Source organism: Pseudoalteromonas sp. APC 3355, assembly GCF_030407615.1.
Taxonomy (GTDB): Bacteria; Pseudomonadota; Gammaproteobacteria; order Enterobacterales; family Alteromonadaceae; genus Pseudoalteromonas; species Pseudoalteromonas distincta.
Genome location: NZ_JASDDB010000004.1, coordinates 207,914 through 228,116, shown reverse-complemented (window position 1 = coordinate 228,116; position 20,203 = coordinate 207,914). Strand labels below are relative to the sequence as shown.

Here is a 20,203-nt window from a genome sequence, read left to right as displayed (position 1 = left end):
GTTATTAGTTTAAAATTTAAGTGAAGTTACGCTTAGGAGCCAAATATGAAAATTGCTGCCGATTTTAGTAAACGAGTTGTGGTACATAGCGAAACGCTCCCGTGGGTTGCATCGCCAATGGCGGGCGTTGATAGGCGAGCGCTCGATAGAGTGGGCGACGAAGTTGCTCGCGCAACGACCATTGTTCGTTATGCACCTGGCAGTGAGTTTTCGCCGCATGTACATACAGGCGGTGAAGAGTTTGTTGTGCTTGAAGGGGTATTTCAAGATGAGCATGGTGACTTTGCGGCAGGTTCTTATATCCGTAATCCACCGCAATCAAAGCATAAGCCGGGGTCTGAAAATGGCTGCGTTATATTTGTAAAGTTATGGCAGTTTCAACCAGATGATCGAACGCACGTGCGTTTGCAAACAAACTTGATGCAAAGTACGGTGCATCCTAGTTTCAAAAATGTTGCCGTAACCCCTTTATACAAAGACGACTTTGAAGAGGTAAGCTTGTTGCACTTTAAGCCCAACGTCTGCATGGTTATAAACGCAAAAGGTGGAGCAGAGCTGCTAGTACTTGAAGGCTCATTTGATGAGCAAGCCGATACCCTTATAAAAAACAGTTGGTTAAGAGTGCCTATTAATAGCTCCGTTAACGTTAAAGCGGGAAGTAATGGTGCAAAAGTATGGCTTAAAACGGGCCATTTAACTGATGTAGAAAATCAGATATCTCGCGTACAAAATGTGTGATTGAGTCGTTTATTTGAGATTATTTATTAATTTAGTTCAGGACTATTTATTGATTTAGTTCAGGACTAATTAATTTTAGAAGGTGTACTTTTACCACTCAGCCTATTTAAGGAGAGCAGTAATGGTACACACAACACATGGTTTATCTATTGGTCTTGAACGTGCAGGAAGAGAGTTTTTTTTGAAACTTAAAGCCGTTGGTACGCTTACTCACGACGACTACAAAATAATTACCCCAATGATAAACTCAGCTCTTGGCGAAGTTAAGCATCCAGTGGTGAATGCATTAATAGACGGTAGTGAACTTGAAGGTTGGGAATTACGTGCAGCTTGGGATGACTTAAAGTTAGGTGTTAAACACTCTAAAGAATTTAAAAAAGTAGCTATTTACGGTAATAAAGAGTGGCAAGCTCGAATGGCAAAAATAGGTAACTGGTTTATATCGGGTGAGGTTCAATACTTTGAAAATGCTACCGCAGCCATAGATTGGTTAGACGAATAATAAATCCCTTCTTTCAAAAAATAGCGCTTACAAAGCGCTATTTCAACTCTTAAATAAAGGACTTATAGCGAACGTTTAATAGTTTTCGCTTATTGTTAAGTATCAATTTTATCAAAATACGTTACTAAGCTATCAATAAATGAACGAAGTGCAAGTGACTGATGTTTCCTAGAGCGGTAAATACCGTATATGCTCAAAGTTTGTGGTTTAAGGTGTGGTAGTAAATGTATTAACTTTCCATTATTTATATATTTCTGCGCAGCAAACTTAGGTTGTAGAGTTATTCCTTGATTATTAAGAGCAGCTTTTAACAGTAAGCTCGAATCATTAGCACTGAAGTTACCAGCAATCGCTACAGATACGGGTTTTTCAGGGTGTGAAAAATGCCACATACTTTTTTCAAACCGTGAATAGTTTAAACAGTTATGGCGACTCAAGTCATCCGTAGTTATAGGCTTAGAGTTTTTTTCTAAATATTCTGGGCTTGCACATAATACTGAATGGCATTTCCCAAGTGGGCGAGCAATTATATTAGGATCTAAGTCATTGGTAATTCTAATTGCTAAATCTATTCGCTCTTCTACCAAATTTGTAACGTGATTACTAATTTGTACATCAATACTGACTTCGGGATGAGCGTGTAAGAATTGTTGCAACATATCTGGTAGTACATCATGTGCTAAAAAAGGCGAGCACGACAACCTAATTTGCCCGTTTAATCTGTTATTATTTTCTATCGGCGCACTAATGTTTTGGGCGATGGCAATGAGCTCTCGGCTGTGATTAAGTACTTTTTCACCCTCTGACGTGAGTGTTATTTTTCTTGTTGACCGATGGAGTAGTTGGGTATTTGCCCACTTTTCCATTTGATTCAAATACCGTGTAACCATAGATCTAGACATATCTAAAGCACGGGCAGCACCGGCTAGACTTTTCTGCTCTACAATTTTTATAAATACATCAGCTGCAATAATTCTATCCATTCACTTTGCCTATATGTTCGATTTATGCAACAGACAGTTGCATTCTGCCTAGTTTTTCATTCTTAAATTGCAACATACAATAGCCTCATCTTAACGAAATAACAAACAGGCTACTGAGAATGAAAAAAGTTAAACACGTACTAGCAGCAACAGCTTTATTAGCAAGCACATTAATGCAACCGGTATTAGCGCAAAGTGAATTAGTTGTGGATGTATATAACCCACAAGACAAAAGTATTTTTGCTGTTTCATCAAGCATTATAAGTGGTGATAACGAAGTGTTATTAGTGGATGCCCAATTTCAGCGTAATGATGCACAAGCATTGGTTAAAAAAATAAAAGCGAGCGGTAAAACATTAACAGCTGTTTATATTAGTCACAGCGACCCTGATTTTTACTTTGGTTTAGATGTAATTAAAGCTGCTTTTCCAAAAGCAAAGTTATTAGCGACTAAATCAACAGTAGAGAATATTAAACGCTCAATGCAAGGAAAGTTAAATTATTGGGGGCCTATTTTAAAGAGCAATGCACCTAAAGAAATTATTTTGCCAGAAGTAATACTATCAAATACCCTAACTATAGATGGGAAAGAAATTATTATTAAAAATTTACAGCATGATCCAAAGCATACTTACCTTTGGATCCCTTCTATAAAAACAGTGCTGGGTGGGGTTGTAGTATTTGATCAAATGCATGTGTGGTTGGCCGATTCGAGCACTGCCGCAGAGCGTCAAACTTGGCAGTCAACATTAGATAACATCGAGAATTTAAAACCTCAGACTGTTATTCCAGGTCATTTTTTACAGGGCAGTAAACAAGACCTTTCTGGTGTGTCATTCATGAAAGGGTACTTAAATAAAGCGGATAGCGCTGCAAAAAGTTCAAAAAACTCAGCTGAATTTGTAGAGATCATGACTCAAGCTTACCCTGATTTAGGTGCAAGAAGCATTTTAGAGTTGGGCTCAAAAGTGGTTATGGGTGAGATGCAATGGCACTGAGCGCCCTTGCGTTAAACAATTATTTAGATAGGAAATATTAATGAAAAGCGTAACGTTACATATAATTGTTGACCCTTTATGTGGTTGGACTTACGGCAGCGTGCCCTTGATCACCGCTGCTGAAAATATTGATGGTTTAATTGTAAAAGTACACAGTGGAGGCATGCTAACAGGTGATAATGTCAAACCTGTGACTCCTGCATGGCGTGAATTTGCACTTAAAAACGACAGTGTCATAGCGAAGAAAACCGGACAGGTATTTGGTAGTAACTATACTGATGGGCTTTTAAAAACCAACGATATTATACTCAACTCGGCTCCGGCTATTACCGCTATATTGGCAGCGCAAGAGCTTGGTATATCAGGTGGGGAAATGCTTAATAGTATTCAACATGCTTATTATGCTCAGGGTAAAAACATTATGCAGCTGCATGTACTGACTGATATTGCATTGGAGCTGGGTTTAAACAAGGCCTTATTTGAAACCCACTTTAATGCGCTAGAAGGCGATGCAACAGATCAACATATAGCACAAAGCCGTGGCTTATTGCACAATATTCATGGGCAAGGTTTTCCTAGTGCAGCATTTGAATTTGACACAGGTAAGTGGCAAAAAGCCGATATAGCCCATTATTATGGAAAAACTGAGCAGTGGGTTACCTACTTACAGCAATCAGTTGGGCTAGTATAGTGCGATGAAATTTCTAAATAATAAAGCTGTTTATATTACAGCTTTATTGAGCTTCCTTTTTATAGTGCAAGGGTGTGCAAAAATGAGCAACATAGACATAATTAAAAGTACGTATGTAGGCAAAACATCGCAAGAGAATGGGCAAAATTTAGTTGCTCATGCAAGTGATACTATTACTTGGAAAGAGGCTGACGGTTTTGCTTATGCTGGTACATACCATGGTATGAATGACATTACTGAACATGTTTTTCAAAAGCTTGCAAGCGAGTGGTATAACTACATGTTTACGCCACAAAACTACTTATCCCAAGATAATACTGTTGTAGTGTATGGCACGTACTCTGGTACTTATATTAAAACGGGTAAAAAAATGCAAGCTAGGGTCGCGCATATTTGGCAGCTTAAAAATCAAAAAATAACGCACTTTGAACAAATAGTGGATAGTAAAATGGTGTTTGATGCTATGCAGTAACAACGCGTTACTGCATAGATTTGAACTTAAAAAACATTAGGTCTATTAAAGTACATCAGCCAGCACAGGTAATGCCGGAAATGCCCCTTTAGCTAAACACGCTTTAGAGCCACATTTAAGAGCAAAGTGCAGAGCGCCTTTTACGCTCGCTTTATCATTTAGTTTATCTGCTAGTTGTAAATCACTTCCTAAGTTATTTAAGTAGTATAAAACCCCCGCTATAAATGCATCACCTGCGCTTGTTGTATCTACGGCGTTTATTTTTGGTGCCGATTCGTTAAGTGTAAATGCGCTGTGGTAAACCGTGGCAGGCTCTGGCCCATCGGTTAAAAACACCAGTTTTACTCCGGTATTTAATAGCATTTGAATGTATTTTTCACCGCTTGTATCGCTATGCTGGGCTAAAAAATTAAGTTCATCACGCGAGAGTTTTACTATGTCACAATAGGTGTAACAGGCTTTTACATTGCTTGCTATATCGCTTGTGTTTTCCCACAAGCTGTAGCGTAAATTCACATCAAAACTGACGAGCTTATTATTCGCTTTTGCAAGTTCTAGCGCTTTAACCGTTGTGTTGGCAATTGCTGATTCGGTTAATGTGTTTGAACAAAAGTGTAGTGTGCTTATTTCTTGCCAATTTATATGCGCTAAATGCGCCTGCGTTAATAGTACATCGGCTGTGTTATGGCGATAAAAGCCAAAACTACGCTCGCCGGTTTCATCAAGGCTTACTATAACCATGGCGGTTTGTGAGCCTGCAATGGTAAATAAATAGTCTGTATTTACATTGTATTGCGCTAATGCATTACTTAATTGATTGGCAAAATGATCGTCCCCTTTGCCTCCACAAAATGCAGCCTCTGCGCCGAGTTTTGCGTAGCCAACAGCTACATTGGCAGGCGCGCCACCTGGTATAGGTAAATAGGCTGAGTTATTAGCATCTTGTGGCAGCATATCAATTAATAGCTCGCCTAAGCACAGGAGTTTAGTCATTTGGAATATCCTAAAAAGCCTAGCAAGGCTAGGCTAAAAAACGTGAAGGGTGTTATTTATTCATACTTTAAAAGGCGCTACAGTGACTACTCACCGCAGCGCAATACACACATTTAGTTAAAAGCGTATTTTAAAGTTACCGACGTTGTGCGGCCGTTAATAGTACGGGCACGAATAATGTTATTTTCAGGTACTGAACCTTCTTCTGCTTCTGTAATACCTACTGTATCAAATAGGTTATTCACATTAAGCGCAATATTAAGGTTTTCAGATAAGTCATAGCTTACAAAGCCATTTACCTGTGTGTAGCCGTCAAATTGTAGATCGTTATTATCTTGAGCGTAGGCATCGGTAGTACCAATGAAACTTACCCCTGCAGCGCCTTTTTCATAGTTGTAACGTGCCATTAATGAGTAAATTAAATCGGCTTGACGACGTGGCGTATTACCTACAACATCTGGGTTAAGCGCATCTTTTGCTATTTCTGCATCGGTCCAGGTTAAATTACCGCGAAAATCCCATGCATCAATAAAGTAAGTAGATTCTATTTCAATCCCTTTTGCTTCGTATTCACGGTCAAAAAACGTTTGTGATGTTGCTTCAAAATTTTGCTCTTCAGTTTCGGCAAAAAACGCAGTAGCAAACACTGATAATGAATCAAAGCGCTTTTTAACACCAAACTCAAACTGGTTTACTTCATCAACAGCGTCTTCTTTTGCAACAGAGCCGTCGGCGCGTACTTTACCAAATAAAAGACGGTCAGCATTTGCACGCCCACCTTTACTAATACGTGCAAACGTAGCAAGGCTTGGATCAATTTGATAATTAGCACCAATTGAATAAGAAGAATAGTTCCAGTCGTAATTTACTGGGCTGGCGTTTGCTGTATCAATTCCAGCAACGTTTTGCTCAGGGATTGATATTTCACCGTCGCGGTTCATATCTACAGTTGATGTTACGGCACCTGCGTAGTTACCGCGAGCTTCGCCACTGTCGTAACGGGCACTTGCATCAATGCTTACGTCGCCTAATTTAGTAGAGAATGCAACGTATGGTGCACGGGTGTCGTACTCTGTGTCGTAATCACGTTGGCAACAGTTTCCCCAGTAAGGTGTGCCATACGCATATAAACCATTTTCTGAAAATTCAGTACCGTCAGCTGCAGTAACATTTAATAATGCTGCATTGTCGCCTTTAAGCTCCATAAGGTATGAATTCCATAACCACGACATAGCAATGTTTTGTGTTGACGCGTAATAACCAAAGGTAATGCTGGTGTCATCATCAAACGATTTAGTTAGTTTAAAGTCGTTTACTAATGAATCGAAGTCGTTCATTGTTACGTCAAACGTATGAATTCGCATAGCGAGGTCGTCGTTAAATGCAGCGCCCGTGTTTGCGTTACTGAGTGTTGCGCCTACACCACCAATGCTCTGTGCAATAGATGATGCGCTGCCAACCTCAGCAGGAATAAGCGAGTTAAAGTTGCCGCTTATTGATGATTTACGAAAACGGTTTTCGATACGCCAATCGTTATCTAAATCAAATACAGCTTCAAAACCAACAGAGTCAACCTTTGGATTCATACCATCGCGAATATCGCCGCTACTGATTTGGTTTTCACCATTTAAACGTACTGTTTTAGTAAATAACGCTGAGTGAGGTGTGTCTGATTGCGCATCAAATCCAGCAATAGAGTCACCATTTGAGTACATTGGCATTGGAAGGTAGCCAACACTCTTATCGTCTAAGTGTTTGTAGTAAAGGCGAACGTAACCGTTGTCGAAATCTTTTGTAAGGTTAGCTTTTATTTGGCCACCTTTATTAGACGTGTAACCTGTTTCGCGCGGGCCTTCGCCTTGTCGAACAAAGCCACCAACATGAAAACGCACGCTATCGGTTAAGTAAGTGCCGTATTCAAAGTCTGTACGAACGCTGTCGTAATCTAAGCCAAGTGTTGTAGATACACTGCCAGATTCGTTTTCGCCATTTTTAGAGATAAAGTTAATAATGCCACCAGGTGCATTACTTGCTGCAGTAGATGCTGAGCCACCACGAACCGATTCGATAGTTTGCACAGTGTTATCTAATCGCATAAAAATATCTGAATTACCAAAAGCGATATCACCGTATTGCAGTACAGGTAAACCATCTTCTTGTAATTGTAAAAATTTTGCACCGCCTGAAGCAACTGGCAGGCCACGAACAGCAATATTTGCATTACCTTCGCCACCTGTCGATTCTGCACGAATACCAGGGATGATTCTAAAAGCCTCGGCTGTTGAGCGAGGAGTAGACACCTGAACTTGTTCAAGTGATACGCTACTAACTGAAACGCTTGAAGCCATGATTGTTGTTCGACGTGGTACGCCGGTTACAACTATTGTTTCAAGACCTTTGTTTTGTGATGCTTCAGGTGTTGCTTGGTCTGTTTCTTGTGCGTTAACGCCTTGACTTACGGCAAGTGCTAAAGCGCTGATTAAATATAAAGGTGTATTGTGTGTTGTCATGTGAACGCCTCGTTGTGTTGAACCCAGTAGGATTTGTTATTTTTACTTAATCGATTAAGTAAAAATAACAAATATTTTACAATAAGCAAATCATTTTGTGTTTAATTTGCTCTTTTATTATTCATATGTTGATTTTCAAAGTGTTTTTTATTGTATTGAGATACAAGTTTTTAAGCTGTTGGGTTATTTTCTTGTAAAGCACTCATTGATGGGTCGCGTAAATAATTGAACAACATAGCTACAAATAAAATCACGGCAAACCCTGTTGCTAAGTAAAAGCCATAGCGCACATGGCCAAAGTAATCGCTGATCATACCCATAAATAAAGGAGCTAAAGCAGCCGATAATGCGGTAAAAAATAATATAACGCCGGCTACGGCTCCATGGCGCTCAGCAGGAAAACACGATATACCTTTAGAGTTTAAAGTTGGATAAACCATAGACATAAATAAACCTGAAAGAGGTAATAACCCTACAGCCCAGTCAACGCCACCAATAAGTGTACCCACATAACAAAGCGCAATACCTAAGCTTAAATAAGCCATAACACCTTGCCAGCTATAACGATTTAGTAACCATACGGCAATAAAACGACCTGCAGCACGTAGTATAAAAAATATAGTAAGTGCATAAGTGGCAAGGAGCGGCCAAGAGCCTGTGTAGTCCTTTAATAGCGTCGGCATCCATACATAAATAGCCACTTCAGTCGCTACATAAAGTGCAATAGCTAAAGAAAAGCCAAGTGCATAAGGGTTTTTTACCATTTTCATGGTGGTTGCCAAAGAGGCTGGCTTTTCAGTTGTTTTAACTACGTCAGGGTAGTCTGCGCGCCATGCTAATAAAGCAAGGATTAAACACATTACGCCCGCAGTAATATACAGGTATGTCCAACTAACGTTTTGCACTAATAAAACACCAACTAGGGCAGGGCCTACAATAGCGCCAATGCCAAAAAAGCCCTCAACCTTGTTCATGGTTTTAGTATGGTCGTCGTTACTATGTGAAATATCGCCAAGCAATGCCAGTGCGCCGGTTTTAAATAAACCAATGGCCAGGCCTATGCAGCAAAGCAATACTAAAAAGAAGGTAAAGCTGGTGCTAAATGCAAATAAAAAACAACTCGCAGAAAATATTAATAGACCTAGCATAATGGTTTTTTTACGGCCAAGGCTGTCAGCTAAAAAACCTAAAAATAATCCACTAAAGGCTATTAATGCCATGGGGGCGTAATGAAATGCACTAGCTTGAGTCATGCTCAAACCGAAATCTTTTATAAGTTCGGGGATTATCATGCCGACTGCGTCAGAGGTCATGGCAAACATAAAAAACATCATGTATGTAAGCCAGCGTATTTGTTGCAGTGGGTCGCTGCTTACGTGTGTGTGTGATTTTGTCATGTGTTTATTCCTCGTTAAATTCTCTATTAATACTTCGTAAGTCAGTCAGTTGCTTACTGTAGTATTACGTGAGACACGAAATTTGTATGTAAAATTATTAAAAATTACTTGTAAATTCTTACTCGCTAGTTAAAGATATATCTTAATCGATTAAGTTTCAACATGGTAATCACACAATGATGAAGAATAAAGTTCAATTGATCACATATGCTGATCGAATCACTGGCCAAAATATAGGCGCGCTAACCACACTTTTAAACGGCCCTTTAAAAGGCGTATTTGGTGGTGTGCACTTATTGCCATTTTACAATCCTATTGATGGCAGCGATGCTGGCTTTGACCCTATTGATCATAGTGAAGTTGATTCTAGAATAGGCACTTGGGAAGACATACAAGTATTAGGTAAAGATCTCGACTTAATGGCTGACCTAATTGTTAACCATGTATCGGCGCAGTCTTTTCAGTTTCAAGATGTATTAGCTAAAGGTAAGCAATCAGAATTTTGGGATTTGTTTTTAACCAAAGATGATGTATTTCCAAATGGTATGAGCGAAGCTGAGCAAAAAGCAATTTACCGCCCACGTCCTGGTAGTTGCTTTACCCCAATGAAATGTGGTGATGGTAAAACGTATGACTTTTGGACCACTTTTACCGATAACCAAATTGATATAAACGTAAAAGTAGAAGCCGGTGTTGCGTATTTAAATAACGTACTTACTAAATTTTCGGCTAACAATGTAAATATTATTCGTTTAGATGCGGCGGGTTACGCCATTAAGCAAGCTGGCACTAACTGCTTTATGCTTGATGAAACGTTTGGCTACCTAGATAACTTATCTAAGCAAGCAAACGATTTAGGCATGGAAACCATTGCAGAAATTCATAGCCATTATCAAACTCAGGTAGAAGTGGCAAAACGCGTAAATATGGTTTACGACTTTGCGTTACCACCGCTTATTTTACACAGCTTATTTAACAACGATGTAGATGCACTACTCAAATGGTTACAAATTTCGCCACGTAATTGCTTAACCGTACTTGATACACACGACGGTATTGGCATTATTGACGCAGGTCCAATGGGCGACAAACCAGGGCTATTAAATGCACAGCAGATTGATAACCTAGTAGAAACTATGCACGCTAACAGCAACAACCAAAGCCGCCAAGCTACGGGCGCTGCGGCGAGTAATGTCGACTTATATCAAGTTAACTGTACGTACTACAACGCATTAGGCGCTAAAGACTTTGATTACTTACTGTCGCGTGCAATTCAATTTTTTGCACCAGGTGTACCACAAGTATATTACGGCGGCCTATTTGCTTGCGAAAACGACATGGAATTACTGACAAATACAAATGTAGGCCGTGATATTAACCGCCCATATTTAGATGCAAATATAATCGACAAAGCCTTAAATAAGCCTGTAGTAAAAGGTTTAATTGAATTAATTAAAATTCGCAATTCACACCCTGCATTTGCGGGTGAATTTAGCGCCCAAGGTGAGGGCAGTATGTGTTGTTTATCGTGGCAACTAGATGAGCAAACTATTTCACTTACTGTTGATTTTAAATTACGCCATGCACTTATTACGCAAGTAAACGGTGATGAAGAAACAACGATTAACTTAAATTCATTTTTAGCTTAATACTATAAAAGTAATTTACAAACGCCATGTAAAGCAAAAGCCAAGCTTAAGTAGCTTGGCTTTTTAACACATAAAACTATTACAAGGTTTGTAAGCTAACTACTCGCACCAATCTCTAATTCGTAACTGACTTCCTGAGTTTTTTCTTCTTTAGAAATAAATAATTCGGCGGCTATAACGCCTTTTTCTTGGCTGTTTTGATGAATAGTGGTGAGGCGAGGTACAAATCGGGCTGCTTCATCAATACCATCAAAGCCCACAATACGCAGTTCTTCACCTATTTTTATGCCTTGTTTTATTGCTTCTCGCATTGTGGCAAGGGCAATTAAATCACTCATACAAATAATAACGTTAGGACGAGGGGAGGCACTTAAAACCTCTTTAGCAGCAATATTTGCAAAACGCTCGCTGCTTTCAGGAATGTTCCAAATACGATCGTCAGCCACCGTAATATTTGCCTCGCTTAAAGCGCGTTGATAACCACGTAAACGTTGATGCGAAATAGATTGTCCGGTTTCAAATTCGTGATGTTCATACACGCGGCATAATACGTTTTCATCAAGTAGCCTAAGCCCTAATATAGCCACTTTATCGTTTTGATTATGTAGTACGTGTTTAGCAATTTCGTAACTTGCTTGCTCGTTATTAATATTTACAGAGGCATTGCGAGCAATATCAAAATCAATTGTCACTACATGTTTAGACACTGTTTTTAACTGCTCAACTAACGCGTTATTACGAGGGCGGCCATAACAAATAAAGCCATCTACAAAGTCGACCACGTTGTTAAGGTTATCGCTATTACCTGAAAACAATAAAACATTAATGCCATTTTTTTCAAGCACCGAGGTAACACCGCGCATAAAGCTACTAGCCACAGGGTCCGACACCATGTATTCCACACTATCGGGCAGCACTAAAGCAACAATATTAAATGTGCCATTACGCAACGATTGCGCGGCCTTATTAGGCCCGTAATAGCCCAAAGTTTTACACGCTGCAAGAATATCGTCTCGGCGTTTAGCCGATAGCTGATCAGGGCGATTAAACGCATTAGATACTGTCGCGTTAGACACACCTAACTCTTTAGCAATACTTTTAAGGGTCCAGCGGGTTTGCTTACTCATACCAATTCTTTACTCAATACTCATGTTAATAAACTAACATATTCAGGGCGTTAGCAAAGGGCAAATTTGCAAAATAGTCTTAATTGTTGGTGATTACACTTAAACTAAAAAGCCGAACTGCTTTAAAGCTATGCTAATACAGTGCTATATGATTTAAATAACATTATTAATTTTTGTGACACTTGGCTGATTGACGATTTTTAATTGGGGCGCTAACTTCATCTATAATTTGTGTTTACGCTTCTTTTATTAGGGCCTTATATAGGCTAAATAAGTGATTGCTAAATTAGGCTATGTATATCCACACACAGCCTAATATCACCTACAAGTCTCTTAAAGCTTGCTGAATAGGGGTTTTAAGTAATTTAACTAAAGGCGACAACGTTGCAGTTACACATAATATTAGTGTGGTTAAAAGTGCGATGAATAATGCAAGTAAGTCAAAGCCAAGTAAAGTTGATCCAATCAATTCATAAAAAATAAAACACGTAATGAGCGCCAATATAAAAGCAAAGAGTATTTGTTTGCAGCGATTAAAAACGATAAAACCGTCAGTAGCCCCTATAGCTAACAATACACAAATAGATTGTTTATCTAGCCTAAGTTGCGCGAGTACTTGATACCATAAGCCACTAAAGATCCCTGCAAGAATGATCAGTGTAATTATTAATCCAAACCAAAGTAAATCAGTTGATTGTTGATCAAATTTGGCCAAAATATCTGCTAATGTTGCTGCTTTATGGATATTAATATTTGAGGCTTGTTCGCTTAACCAACGATTAAAGTCACTGTTGTTACTAAGTGCGTCAATGTTGCTTGATAGAATTGAAAAATTTTTTAACACTTCCTCATCATATATATTCAAGGGTAAGTATAAAGTGGGCATAATGCTTTGCCTGCGACCCCAATGAGGAATATCCTCACTGATCCCAATAATTGTGAGTTGCTGGTTTTCTAAACCGTAACTAATCGTCGTGCCAATGAGTGAACTCAGCTCTTGCGTACTACTTAAATGCTTAGCAAGGGCGTGGTTGATGATCACACCATTTTGCCAATTAGCTAATTGTTTCCCTTGAACATCCATATCAAGTAAATCAAAAAAATGGCTACTCACATAGCTTGTTTTGATATCCATAGCTTCCTTTGCACCTTGCCCAGCAAGCGTATACTGTTGTAATTTTTCAAAAGGGGATGACAAAATTACTGCTTGCGGGTCTACTTGCTGTATCTTATTTAAGGCTTGGCGCCAAGAAATCGCAAAGTGTCCAGAGTCTACACTTACCTGAGCAACAGATAAGTTAATATTGCTGTGTTTATATTTTTGCCACTGAGAGAGAGCAACATTACTCAGCGCATAGGTGGCTGTTAGAGCAACGCTTAATTGAATGACTAAAATTCCTCCGGCTAACGCCTTTTGAAACAACGACACCCGAGTATTTGCCATACGAGTAAACAATGATCCCTTGAGCAAATTTACAAGGGGTATGAGTGAACATAAAATTACGCTCACAGTTATCATTGCGATTGCACTGATAAAACTTACACTATCTACAGACAAGTATTTATCAGTAAATAATAATTGGTAGCTGGTACTGCTAGTTATTAACTGACTAAGTAAGTATAGACTTAATACACTAAGCAAACTTATTACCACGATTTTCAGACATGAAAAAAGGAGCGCAGGTCGAATAAAGTCGTTCGATTGTGCGCCTAACAACTGTAAGGTTTTATACTCATCGGCAAACACAATTGCTTTACTGCTGGAAATTGAAAATAAACTAAATGTTAAAATAAAAAATAGCGTAACAATTAAACCTAATAATAATTGCCATAGTAGTACCATATGCTGATACGACTTAGGGTCAAAATTTATGCCCGAGAAAATAACTAGCGGCAATGGTGATTTACCAAAAGACATACCTTTAACACTTAAATCTATACTCTCCAATTGTTTTTTTGTTTGCTCAGGATCAAAAGACATTTTTGCAGAGAACACGCCATAATATAAAGGTGCAGCTTGTAAAAATCGGTCTACCATTGAGTCATTGGTAAAAGGAGTGGAATAGCGCAAAATATCTTCTGGTAGCCATACATCGACATGATTAACTCCCACTTGGTTATATTTTTTATTTAAAACACCAAGAATTTGTATACCTCGCTCAAGGCGTTTATAGGAAAGTATTTTTCCTTTAATATTGGCATCACTTTTGAGTGTTTCTCGCCAAAACTTTTCAGTGATCCACGCACCAGACACTTTGTTATTTTTTAGCACGTCAATCGCTAAATTGTCGGCCATATTGGGTGAAAAAATAGCACTTCTGACGTTGCTTAACTTTGCGTTATCAATCGAAAAGTTGAATTCTTTAAACACGAGCCATGATACATCTTCAACCATTGGTAGTGTTTTTAGCTGATCAAGCGCTTGTTTACTAACTGCACTTAAACGGTTATCTTCGCTCAACCTGCCTAGGGTATACAAAGGCTTATTTGTATTGGTCCAGCTTGGGTTTTCATAAAAAAGCATGCTGCCTAAGCGCAACGCGATACTTAAGAGGGCGGCGGTTAAAGCAAATCCAAGTAATAATATAGCCAGTTTTAAATATTGCCCACGCCAACGTCGCCATTGTGTCAACAGCTCAAAGCCTAGATTACTTACCATCATAATCTATCCGTCCATCTAAAATTCTGATTCGGCGCTTGCAGCGTTGTGCAACGCTTTCATCGTGTGTAACGACTATGAGTGTGCTGCCTTTATCACATAGCGTCTGTAATAACGCAATTACTTCATCACCCGTAGCTTGATCAAGGTTTCCCGTCGGTTCATCCGCTAATATCAGCGCAGGTTTATTTACCAGAGCCCTTGCAATGGCAACACGTTGCTGTTGGCCACCCGAAAGCTTATCTGGCGTGGTGGCGTGTTTGTCTAGTAACCCCACATCATTAAGCGCCTCTTTTGCACGGTCAATGTACTCACTAGATTTTATGGCTTTATTAAAGCGCATAGGCTGCACTACATTCTCCAGCACTGTCATACTGGCTATTAAATTAAAGTTTTGAAATATCCAGCCTATGTGGGCATTGCGCACCAAACTCTTTTGTTTACGGGTCAACGCTGTAATGTTTTCACTACGCAGTAAATAGTCACCAGCCGTTGGTTCATCGAGTAAACCAATAATAGATAATAGAGTTGACTTACCACTACCAGAAGGGCCCAAAATAGCGATTGATTCACCATCATTAATTGTTAAATTAATGTCTTCCAATACAGGCTTGGCATTGGCTGAAAATGACTTTGATACTTGCTCTAACGTAATTAACTGCTCCACTGTGCGCTCCTTAGCTGGGGTTGTTGTTTTTATTGTTATACCTATTTTTATTTTTACATCGCTTTTATAATTCAGTTAAATCATTTGGAAGTGTGCTTAATACTAAATCCCCTTCATTTAACCCAGCTAAAATTTCAATATATTGCTCACCCTGTAAGCCTATTGTTACTTCTTTAGCAAAAATTTCTCCCTCTTCGTATATATATACATTTTGTGTTAGTTGGCGAGGGTTTAAATAAATGGGTTTGGCGATACGTAATGCGTTTGCTTTGTCTGCTACTAATACGTTGGCAGCAATAGATAAGTTACTGATTGCAGATGTAGGTACTTGCTGTATAAATGCAGCTTCTAGTTTTATTTGATTCGCCTCAATACTTGGAAACACCCGCACAACTTTTGCGTTATATAAAGTGCCTTTAATTTCAACCTTCACAGGCATGCCTATTTTTATAGTATCAGCTGCGCTTGCGGGGGCGAGTAATTCGGCATAAAGGCTATTTTTATCTGATAGTTTAGCCAGTACCGTTCCTTTACTCACGGCTTGCCCAACATCAATTTCATCAAGCAACTCTGTTAAAATACCACCTTGTGAGGTTTTTATTTCAAGATTTTGTACATCGCTGTATGTGAGGGCGAGCTGTTGTTTTTCAGATTCAAGGGTTAGGTCTAATGCTTTTTCCTCATACTCACGCGCCGTTAAAAAAGCTTTTTCACTGCGTTTTGTTAAATCTAATTTTAAGCGAATTTGTTCAAGCCGCGTTTTAGCTTTTAAAAAATCAAGCTCACTTAGTAGCTGCTGTTTATGTAATACATCTAAAGTGGCAATTTCTTGCTCTGCAAATTTTAGTTCGCTTTGCGCCATAGCAACGTCGTTAGCCAGTTGCGTTGCTTCGCGCTGTAATTTAGCTAGTGCTGATACATGCATTGCTTGTGCTTTTTGCCAGTTTAATTTTGCTATATCGTATTGGCGTAATAACTGCGGGTTAGATAACGTAAGTACAACGGTATTGCTGGCTAAATGACTACCCGGCAGCACATTTAATTGGCTTACATGGCCATCAATTTGTGCCACTAAACTACTTGACACGCGGGGTTTTAACCGACCAAACACGGCAACTTGCTGCTGTACTGCACCTTTTTCTACCGCTGAATATTTGATTTCGTAAGCTTTATCACTAAATAATACCGTTAGCACAAGCCAAATTGTTACCACTAATACCAATACACCCAAAGCAAACAGTAAAACAGTTCGCGATTTTATTAAGTTAGAATCTTGCTTTGGAATAGTTAACATTTATTGCCCTTTTAGCTACTAAGCACGCATGGCGCTACAAATTAAACACTATTGCGGGTTGAACCCTATTAATGGGATCTCAATTAAATACCACGGGATAGTTGCATGCTTTTTCAGAGTAAGTGCAGCACTTTTTCGTCGTTTGATGGCTTTTATTAATGAGTCTGTAAAAGCCCCTCCTTCGGAATATAAGTAACTGCCATCTTTTGCAGTGGGTGTATCAAAGTATAAATACACATAATGTGTGTTTGTAGGTACTTGTATATTTGTAAAAGCGAGAAACTCTTCACGGGTGATATTAACGTTGAGTTGCTCACTGTTTAAGATACTTTTTAAATCAGGGGCGATTTTAATTGCCTCTTCATAGCTGAGCCAATGCTCGCTTTCAATATCAAAAATATAGCCTGTTTCATAGCTTGCGTAACCGCCTGCATTTAAAAAAAACTGTTCAAAGGTATCAAAGCGCTTAGTTGTACCACGTAGCCATTGTTCTATTTTATTGGCTTTATCTGTAAAGTGGGTCATTTTCTCAGCGTCGTTAACCTCGGCAACACTGGTTGTATGGGTAAAAAGCAATGCAGTAAAGGCAAGTTTTAGAAGGTGTTTTATCATTTTAATCTCCATTTAAAATATCAAAACTCTATTGCGGCTTAAACCCGATTAATGGGATCTCAATTAAATACCACGGAATAGTCGCGTGTTTTTGCATGGTCAGTGCAAAGCGTTTACGTCGCTCATAGTTTTTTATTAATAGTTTTTCAACTGCAGGGTCGACAGAATATTGTTCAGCAAACATATACGTCTTTTTTTGGCGTCAACAGGTCTATCAAAATATAAATAGAGGGTGTTTGTAGGTACTTGTATATTTGTAAAAGCGAGTAATTCTTCGGTGGTGATATTAATTGTATACTCTTGGTTAACTATTAGGTATTTTAAATCAGGGGCAACTTTAATGGCTTCTTCATAGCTGAGCCAATGATTGTTTTTGATATCAAATAAGTATCCAGCTCCTGTGTAAGCACGGCCTCCGGCATTTAAAAAAAACTGTTCAAAGGTATCAAAGCGCTTAGTTGTACCACGTCGCCATTGCTCTATTTTATTGGCTTTATCTGTAAAGCGGATCATTTCTTCAGCGTCGTTAACCTCGGCAACACTGGTTGTATGGGAAAAAAGCAGTGCAGTAAAGGCAAGTTTTAGAAGGTGTTTTATCATTTTAATTTCCATTTAAAAACAGTAACGACTGCATACTGTTACTGTGTGACTACCTAATATTAAGGGCAGTTAATAGTACAAGGGTCGGCCTCTGTAGAGGTTAAGGTGCTACCTCCTGGCCCTTGCGCCTCACAAGCGAATTCTCCATTTTCCCAGCTACAAGTGCTATCACCGCACGCAGCATATACACCAATACTAACACTGCTTACAAATAAACCAATAATTACTCTTTTGATGGTTTTAGTCATTATTAAATCTACATATAAAATGTAAACCCTGAATTGGGTACTTTTTATATTATCGAACTGTTTTTATTTTGTAAATATAATGTTTTCAGGTTGTGGGGGATTATTTTTGGTTTTAAATAAACGCGTTTTATTCGATGAGGTTAAAATTTTTGCGACTTAAATCCGATTAATGGGATCTCAATTAATATTACTTTGTAAAGACACTCAATTGTTTTTCAAGCCAAAGCATAAATGCACTTACTCGTTTAGGTAAGTGGTGCCTATTCGGGTACAAAATATTGATTGGTAGGTCGGGCATCGCGTATTGAGGCAAAACTTGGACAAGTTCGGCAGATTCCAAATGTTTACTAATACCATGAATAGGGGTTTGAATAAGTCCAAAGCCATTTAGTGCGGCGCTTAAATATGCCTCTGAGGAGTTAACAGTAAGCTGGCTTTTCATCGTTATTGATTGCAATTGATTATTGCTATCTAAATATTCGAAACCCGGATCAGGGATACCAAGTGTTTGACTGTAGCGAACAATGTAATGACTTTTTAAATCGTTAAGAGTTTTAGGTAAACCATGATTTTTTACATAATAACGGCTTACGCAATTTAAAACTTTAAAGCTACCCAAACGTCGTGCAATTAACGATGAGTCGGTAAGTTCGCCCACTCTCACTACGCAATCAAACCCTTCTTTAATGACATCTACTCGTCTATCGGAGCTGCCAAGTTCTATTTCAAGATTTGGGTGCATTTTTAAAAACGAACTTAAGTTTGGAATTATGGTATCTCGACTAACAGCTTGTGGCATATCTACACGTATTCGGCCTGTTAAACCTTTATCTTCACTTACAAATAAATTTTTTAAATCGTCAGCGTCGCTAATAATTCCCAGTGCACGTTGATAAAATAGCTCACCGTCTGAAGTCATATTTACAGTGCGTGTAGTACGGTGTAATAAACGCGTATTTAATGTACTTTCGAGCATGGTTACTGCTTGCGATACACTTGACTTAGGAAGATTTAAGCTTGTTGCTGCTTTAGAAAAACTACTGAGTTGCGCTACTTTAATAAAAATACGTATTGCGTTTAGGTCTTTCATAATACCGTTTATTGTTCGTTTATTTTGAACAGTGTAACTCTTTTCAGCCTGTTTATCTTTGTTGCTTGAAAAAATATACTGGCTTGGAGGTTATTTAACTCCCCGCTTTTATTTTCAACAGGATATAACAATGAACAAACGAATTGCAGTGATCACAGGTGGTAATCGTGGGCTTGGTAAAAGCACGGTGCTTTGCCTTGCAAAGCAAAGTATCGATTGCATTTTTACTTACCGTAGTCATGAAAAAGAAGCAAAAGAGGTTGTAAAGCAAGTACAGGATCTAGGCTCTAAAGCGGTTGCATTGCAATTAGATGTAAGTGATATGCTCGGCTTTGAGGGTTTTGCACAGCAACTACAAAATGTCCTGCAGACTCATTGGCAACAAAGTGAGTTTGATTACTTAATTAATAATGCAGGGGTGGGGCTTACTAGCAGTTTTGCAGACACAAGTGAATCAACTTTTGATACGTTAATAAATATTAACTTAAGGGGAGTATTTTTTGTTACCCAAACATTGTTACCCTTTATAAAAAACGGTGGTCGTATTATTAATTTATCAAGTGGTTTAACGCGTTTTTCATTACCAGGTCATATTACTTATGCAATGACCAAAGGTGCAATAGAAGTAATGACAAGGTATTTAGCTCAAGAACTTGCACCTAAAAATATTACGGTAAATGTTGTAGCCCCTGGTGCAATTGAAACCGACTTTGGTAATGGCGTCGTTCGTGATAACGATGAAGTAAATGCGTTTATTACATCACAAACGGCAATGGGCAGAGTTGGTGTAACAGACGATATAGGGCCTATGATTGCTAACTTATTAGCGGACGAAAACCGTTGGATGACAGGTCAACGGCTTGAGGTATCGGGCGGTATGTATATATAATCATACCAACCGGCATGAATCTTTGAGCAATTTAGTGAATTAAATTGCACTATAATGTCGCTGAAACTTTTATTTAGAACAACT

General features: G+C 38.7%; 19 protein-coding genes. 7 read left to right on the top strand and 12 right to left on the bottom strand.

Features of this window, described 5'->3' with window-relative positions:
• Positions 1-45: 45 nt before the first annotated feature.
• Both QMA08_RS09145 and QMA08_RS09140 read left to right on the top strand, forming a co-directional pair.
• Entirely contained in the window at positions 46-738 is a 693-nt protein-coding gene (locus tag QMA08_RS09145; protein WP_290174262.1) for a cupin domain-containing protein, read from the top strand.
• A gap of 121 nt (positions 739-859) precedes the next feature.
• Positions 860-1,240: an STAS/SEC14 domain-containing protein gene (locus QMA08_RS09140; protein ID WP_002960091.1), complete on the top strand. Its 381-nt coding sequence runs from the start codon at positions 860-862 to the stop codon at positions 1,238-1,240.
• A 95-nt stretch (positions 1,241-1,335) separates the two neighbouring features.
• Here QMA08_RS09140 and QMA08_RS09135 read toward each other — a convergent pair whose 3' ends face one another.
• On the bottom strand, positions 1,336-2,223 hold the full coding sequence (locus tag QMA08_RS09135; protein WP_290174261.1) for a LysR family transcriptional regulator: 888 nt from the start codon (positions 2,221-2,223) through the stop codon (positions 1,336-1,338).
• Positions 2,224-2,342: 119 nt separating this feature from the next.
• On the opposite strand from QMA08_RS09135, the gene QMA08_RS09130 reads away from it, so the two are divergent.
• From QMA08_RS09130 to QMA08_RS09120, 3 genes are all read left to right on the top strand, one after another.
• Positions 2,343-3,221, top strand: coding sequence for an MBL fold metallo-hydrolase (locus tag QMA08_RS09130; protein WP_290174260.1), 879 nt, complete (start codon positions 2,343-2,345; stop codon positions 3,219-3,221).
• 40 nt (positions 3,222-3,261) lie between these two features.
• Positions 3,262-3,912 carry a DsbA family protein gene (locus QMA08_RS09125; RefSeq protein ID WP_138490300.1) on the top strand — a complete coding sequence of 217 codons (651 nt, stop codon included), beginning with the start codon at positions 3,262-3,264 and terminating at the stop codon, positions 3,910-3,912.
• Between the two features lie 82 nt (positions 3,913-3,994).
• The gene (locus QMA08_RS09120) at positions 3,995-4,384 is read left to right on the top strand and encodes a nuclear transport factor 2 family protein (RefSeq protein WP_138490301.1); all 390 of its coding nucleotides are present in this window, start codon (positions 3,995-3,997) and stop codon (positions 4,382-4,384) included.
• A 45-nt stretch (positions 4,385-4,429) separates the two neighbouring features.
• Here QMA08_RS09120 and QMA08_RS09115 read toward each other — a convergent pair whose 3' ends face one another.
• From QMA08_RS09115 to QMA08_RS09105, 3 genes are all read right to left on the bottom strand, one after another.
• Complete coding sequence (locus QMA08_RS09115) at positions 4,430-5,377, bottom strand: carbohydrate kinase (RefSeq protein ID WP_290174259.1); 948 nt, start codon at positions 5,375-5,377, stop codon at positions 4,430-4,432.
• A 113-nt stretch (positions 5,378-5,490) separates the two neighbouring features.
• Positions 5,491-7,887, bottom strand: a complete 2,397-nt coding sequence (locus tag QMA08_RS09110) for a TonB-dependent receptor (RefSeq protein ID WP_290174257.1) — start codon at positions 7,885-7,887, stop codon at positions 5,491-5,493.
• A 170-nt stretch (positions 7,888-8,057) separates the two neighbouring features.
• Positions 8,058-9,284 carry an MFS transporter gene (locus QMA08_RS09105; protein ID WP_039488390.1) on the bottom strand — a complete coding sequence of 409 codons (1,227 nt, stop codon included), beginning with the start codon at positions 9,282-9,284 and terminating at the stop codon, positions 8,058-8,060.
• 176 nt (positions 9,285-9,460) lie between these two features.
• On the opposite strand from QMA08_RS09105, the gene gtfA reads away from it, so the two are divergent.
• Positions 9,461-10,933, top strand: coding sequence for a sucrose phosphorylase (gtfA, locus tag QMA08_RS09100; RefSeq protein WP_002960098.1), 1,473 nt, complete (start codon positions 9,461-9,463; stop codon positions 10,931-10,933).
• 95 nt (positions 10,934-11,028) lie between these two features.
• Here gtfA and QMA08_RS09095 read toward each other — a convergent pair whose 3' ends face one another.
• The 8 genes from QMA08_RS09095 to QMA08_RS09060 form a co-directional block, all read right to left on the bottom strand.
• Entirely contained in the window at positions 11,029-12,060 is a 1,032-nt protein-coding gene (locus tag QMA08_RS09095; protein WP_024591929.1) for a LacI family DNA-binding transcriptional regulator, read from the bottom strand.
• Positions 12,061-12,382: 322 nt separating this feature from the next.
• A complete protein-coding gene (locus QMA08_RS09090) occupies positions 12,383-14,722 on the bottom strand; it encodes a hypothetical protein (RefSeq protein WP_290174255.1) in 2,340 nt (779 codons plus the stop codon).
• A complete protein-coding gene (locus QMA08_RS09085) occupies positions 14,709-15,386 on the bottom strand; it encodes an ABC transporter ATP-binding protein (protein ID WP_024591920.1) in 678 nt (225 codons plus the stop codon). The genes QMA08_RS09090 and QMA08_RS09085 overlap by 14 nt, the downstream gene beginning before the upstream one ends.
• 64 nt (positions 15,387-15,450) lie before the next feature.
• Positions 15,451-16,680 carry an HlyD family efflux transporter periplasmic adaptor subunit gene (locus QMA08_RS09080; protein ID WP_290174254.1) on the bottom strand — a complete coding sequence of 410 codons (1,230 nt, stop codon included), beginning with the start codon at positions 16,678-16,680 and terminating at the stop codon, positions 15,451-15,453.
• Positions 16,681-16,728: 48 nt separating this feature from the next.
• On the bottom strand, positions 16,729-17,292 hold the full coding sequence (locus QMA08_RS09075; RefSeq protein WP_278382202.1) for a hypothetical protein: 564 nt from the start codon (positions 17,290-17,292) through the stop codon (positions 16,729-16,731).
• A 135-nt stretch (positions 17,293-17,427) separates the two neighbouring features.
• Positions 17,428-17,892 (bottom strand): hypothetical protein, encoded by a 465-nt coding sequence (locus QMA08_RS09070; RefSeq protein ID WP_290174253.1) that lies wholly within the window; start codon positions 17,890-17,892, stop codon positions 17,428-17,430.
• Positions 17,893-17,951: 59 nt separating this feature from the next.
• A complete protein-coding gene (locus QMA08_RS09065; protein ID WP_278382205.1) occupies positions 17,952-18,140 on the bottom strand; it encodes a hypothetical protein in 189 nt (62 codons plus the stop codon).
• Between the two features lie 187 nt (positions 18,141-18,327).
• Positions 18,328-19,230 (bottom strand): LysR family transcriptional regulator, encoded by a 903-nt coding sequence (locus QMA08_RS09060; protein WP_290174252.1) that lies wholly within the window; start codon positions 19,228-19,230, stop codon positions 18,328-18,330.
• 130 nt (positions 19,231-19,360) lie between these two features.
• On the opposite strand from QMA08_RS09060, the gene QMA08_RS09055 reads away from it, so the two are divergent.
• Positions 19,361-20,119, top strand: a complete 759-nt coding sequence (locus QMA08_RS09055; protein WP_278382207.1) for an SDR family oxidoreductase — start codon at positions 19,361-19,363, stop codon at positions 20,117-20,119.
• The last annotated feature ends 84 nt before the right edge of the window (positions 20,120-20,203 follow it).

Coding starts and splice junctions, on each gene's coding strand:
- QMA08_RS09145 (WP_290174262.1), top strand. CDS start 46: ATGAAAATTGCTGCCGATTTTAGTAAACGAGTTGTGGTACATAGCGAA.
- QMA08_RS09140 (WP_002960091.1), top strand. CDS start 860: ATGGTACACACAACACATGGTTTATCTATTGGTCTTGAACGTGCAGGA.
- QMA08_RS09135 (WP_290174261.1), bottom strand. CDS start 2,223: ATGGATAGAATTATTGCAGCTGATGTATTTATAAAAATTGTAGAGCAG.
- QMA08_RS09130 (WP_290174260.1), top strand. CDS start 2,343: ATGAAAAAAGTTAAACACGTACTAGCAGCAACAGCTTTATTAGCAAGC.
- QMA08_RS09125 (WP_138490300.1), top strand. CDS start 3,262: ATGAAAAGCGTAACGTTACATATAATTGTTGACCCTTTATGTGGTTGG.
- QMA08_RS09120 (WP_138490301.1), top strand. CDS start 3,995: ATGAGCAACATAGACATAATTAAAAGTACGTATGTAGGCAAAACATCG.
- QMA08_RS09115 (WP_290174259.1), bottom strand. CDS start 5,377: ATGACTAAACTCCTGTGCTTAGGCGAGCTATTAATTGATATGCTGCCA.
- QMA08_RS09110 (WP_290174257.1), bottom strand. CDS start 7,887: ATGACAACACACAATACACCTTTATATTTAATCAGCGCTTTAGCACTT.
- QMA08_RS09105 (WP_039488390.1), bottom strand. CDS start 9,284: ATGACAAAATCACACACACACGTAAGCAGCGACCCACTGCAACAAATA.
- gtfA (WP_002960098.1), top strand. CDS start 9,461: ATGATGAAGAATAAAGTTCAATTGATCACATATGCTGATCGAATCACT.
- QMA08_RS09095 (WP_024591929.1), bottom strand. CDS start 12,060: ATGAGTAAGCAAACCCGCTGGACCCTTAAAAGTATTGCTAAAGAGTTA.
- QMA08_RS09090 (WP_290174255.1), bottom strand. CDS start 14,722: ATGATGGTAAGTAATCTAGGCTTTGAGCTGTTGACACAATGGCGACGT.
- QMA08_RS09080 (WP_290174254.1), bottom strand. CDS start 16,680: ATGTTAACTATTCCAAAGCAAGATTCTAACTTAATAAAATCGCGAACT.
- QMA08_RS09075 (WP_278382202.1), bottom strand. CDS start 17,292: ATGATAAAACACCTTCTAAAACTTGCCTTTACTGCATTGCTTTTTACC.
- QMA08_RS09070 (WP_290174253.1), bottom strand. CDS start 17,892: ATGATAAAACACCTTCTAAAACTTGCCTTTACTGCACTGCTTTTTTCC.
- QMA08_RS09065 (WP_278382205.1), bottom strand. CDS start 18,140: ATGACTAAAACCATCAAAAGAGTAATTATTGGTTTATTTGTAAGCAGT.
- QMA08_RS09060 (WP_290174252.1), bottom strand. CDS start 19,230: ATGAAAGACCTAAACGCAATACGTATTTTTATTAAAGTAGCGCAACTC.
- QMA08_RS09055 (WP_278382207.1), top strand. CDS start 19,361: ATGAACAAACGAATTGCAGTGATCACAGGTGGTAATCGTGGGCTTGGT.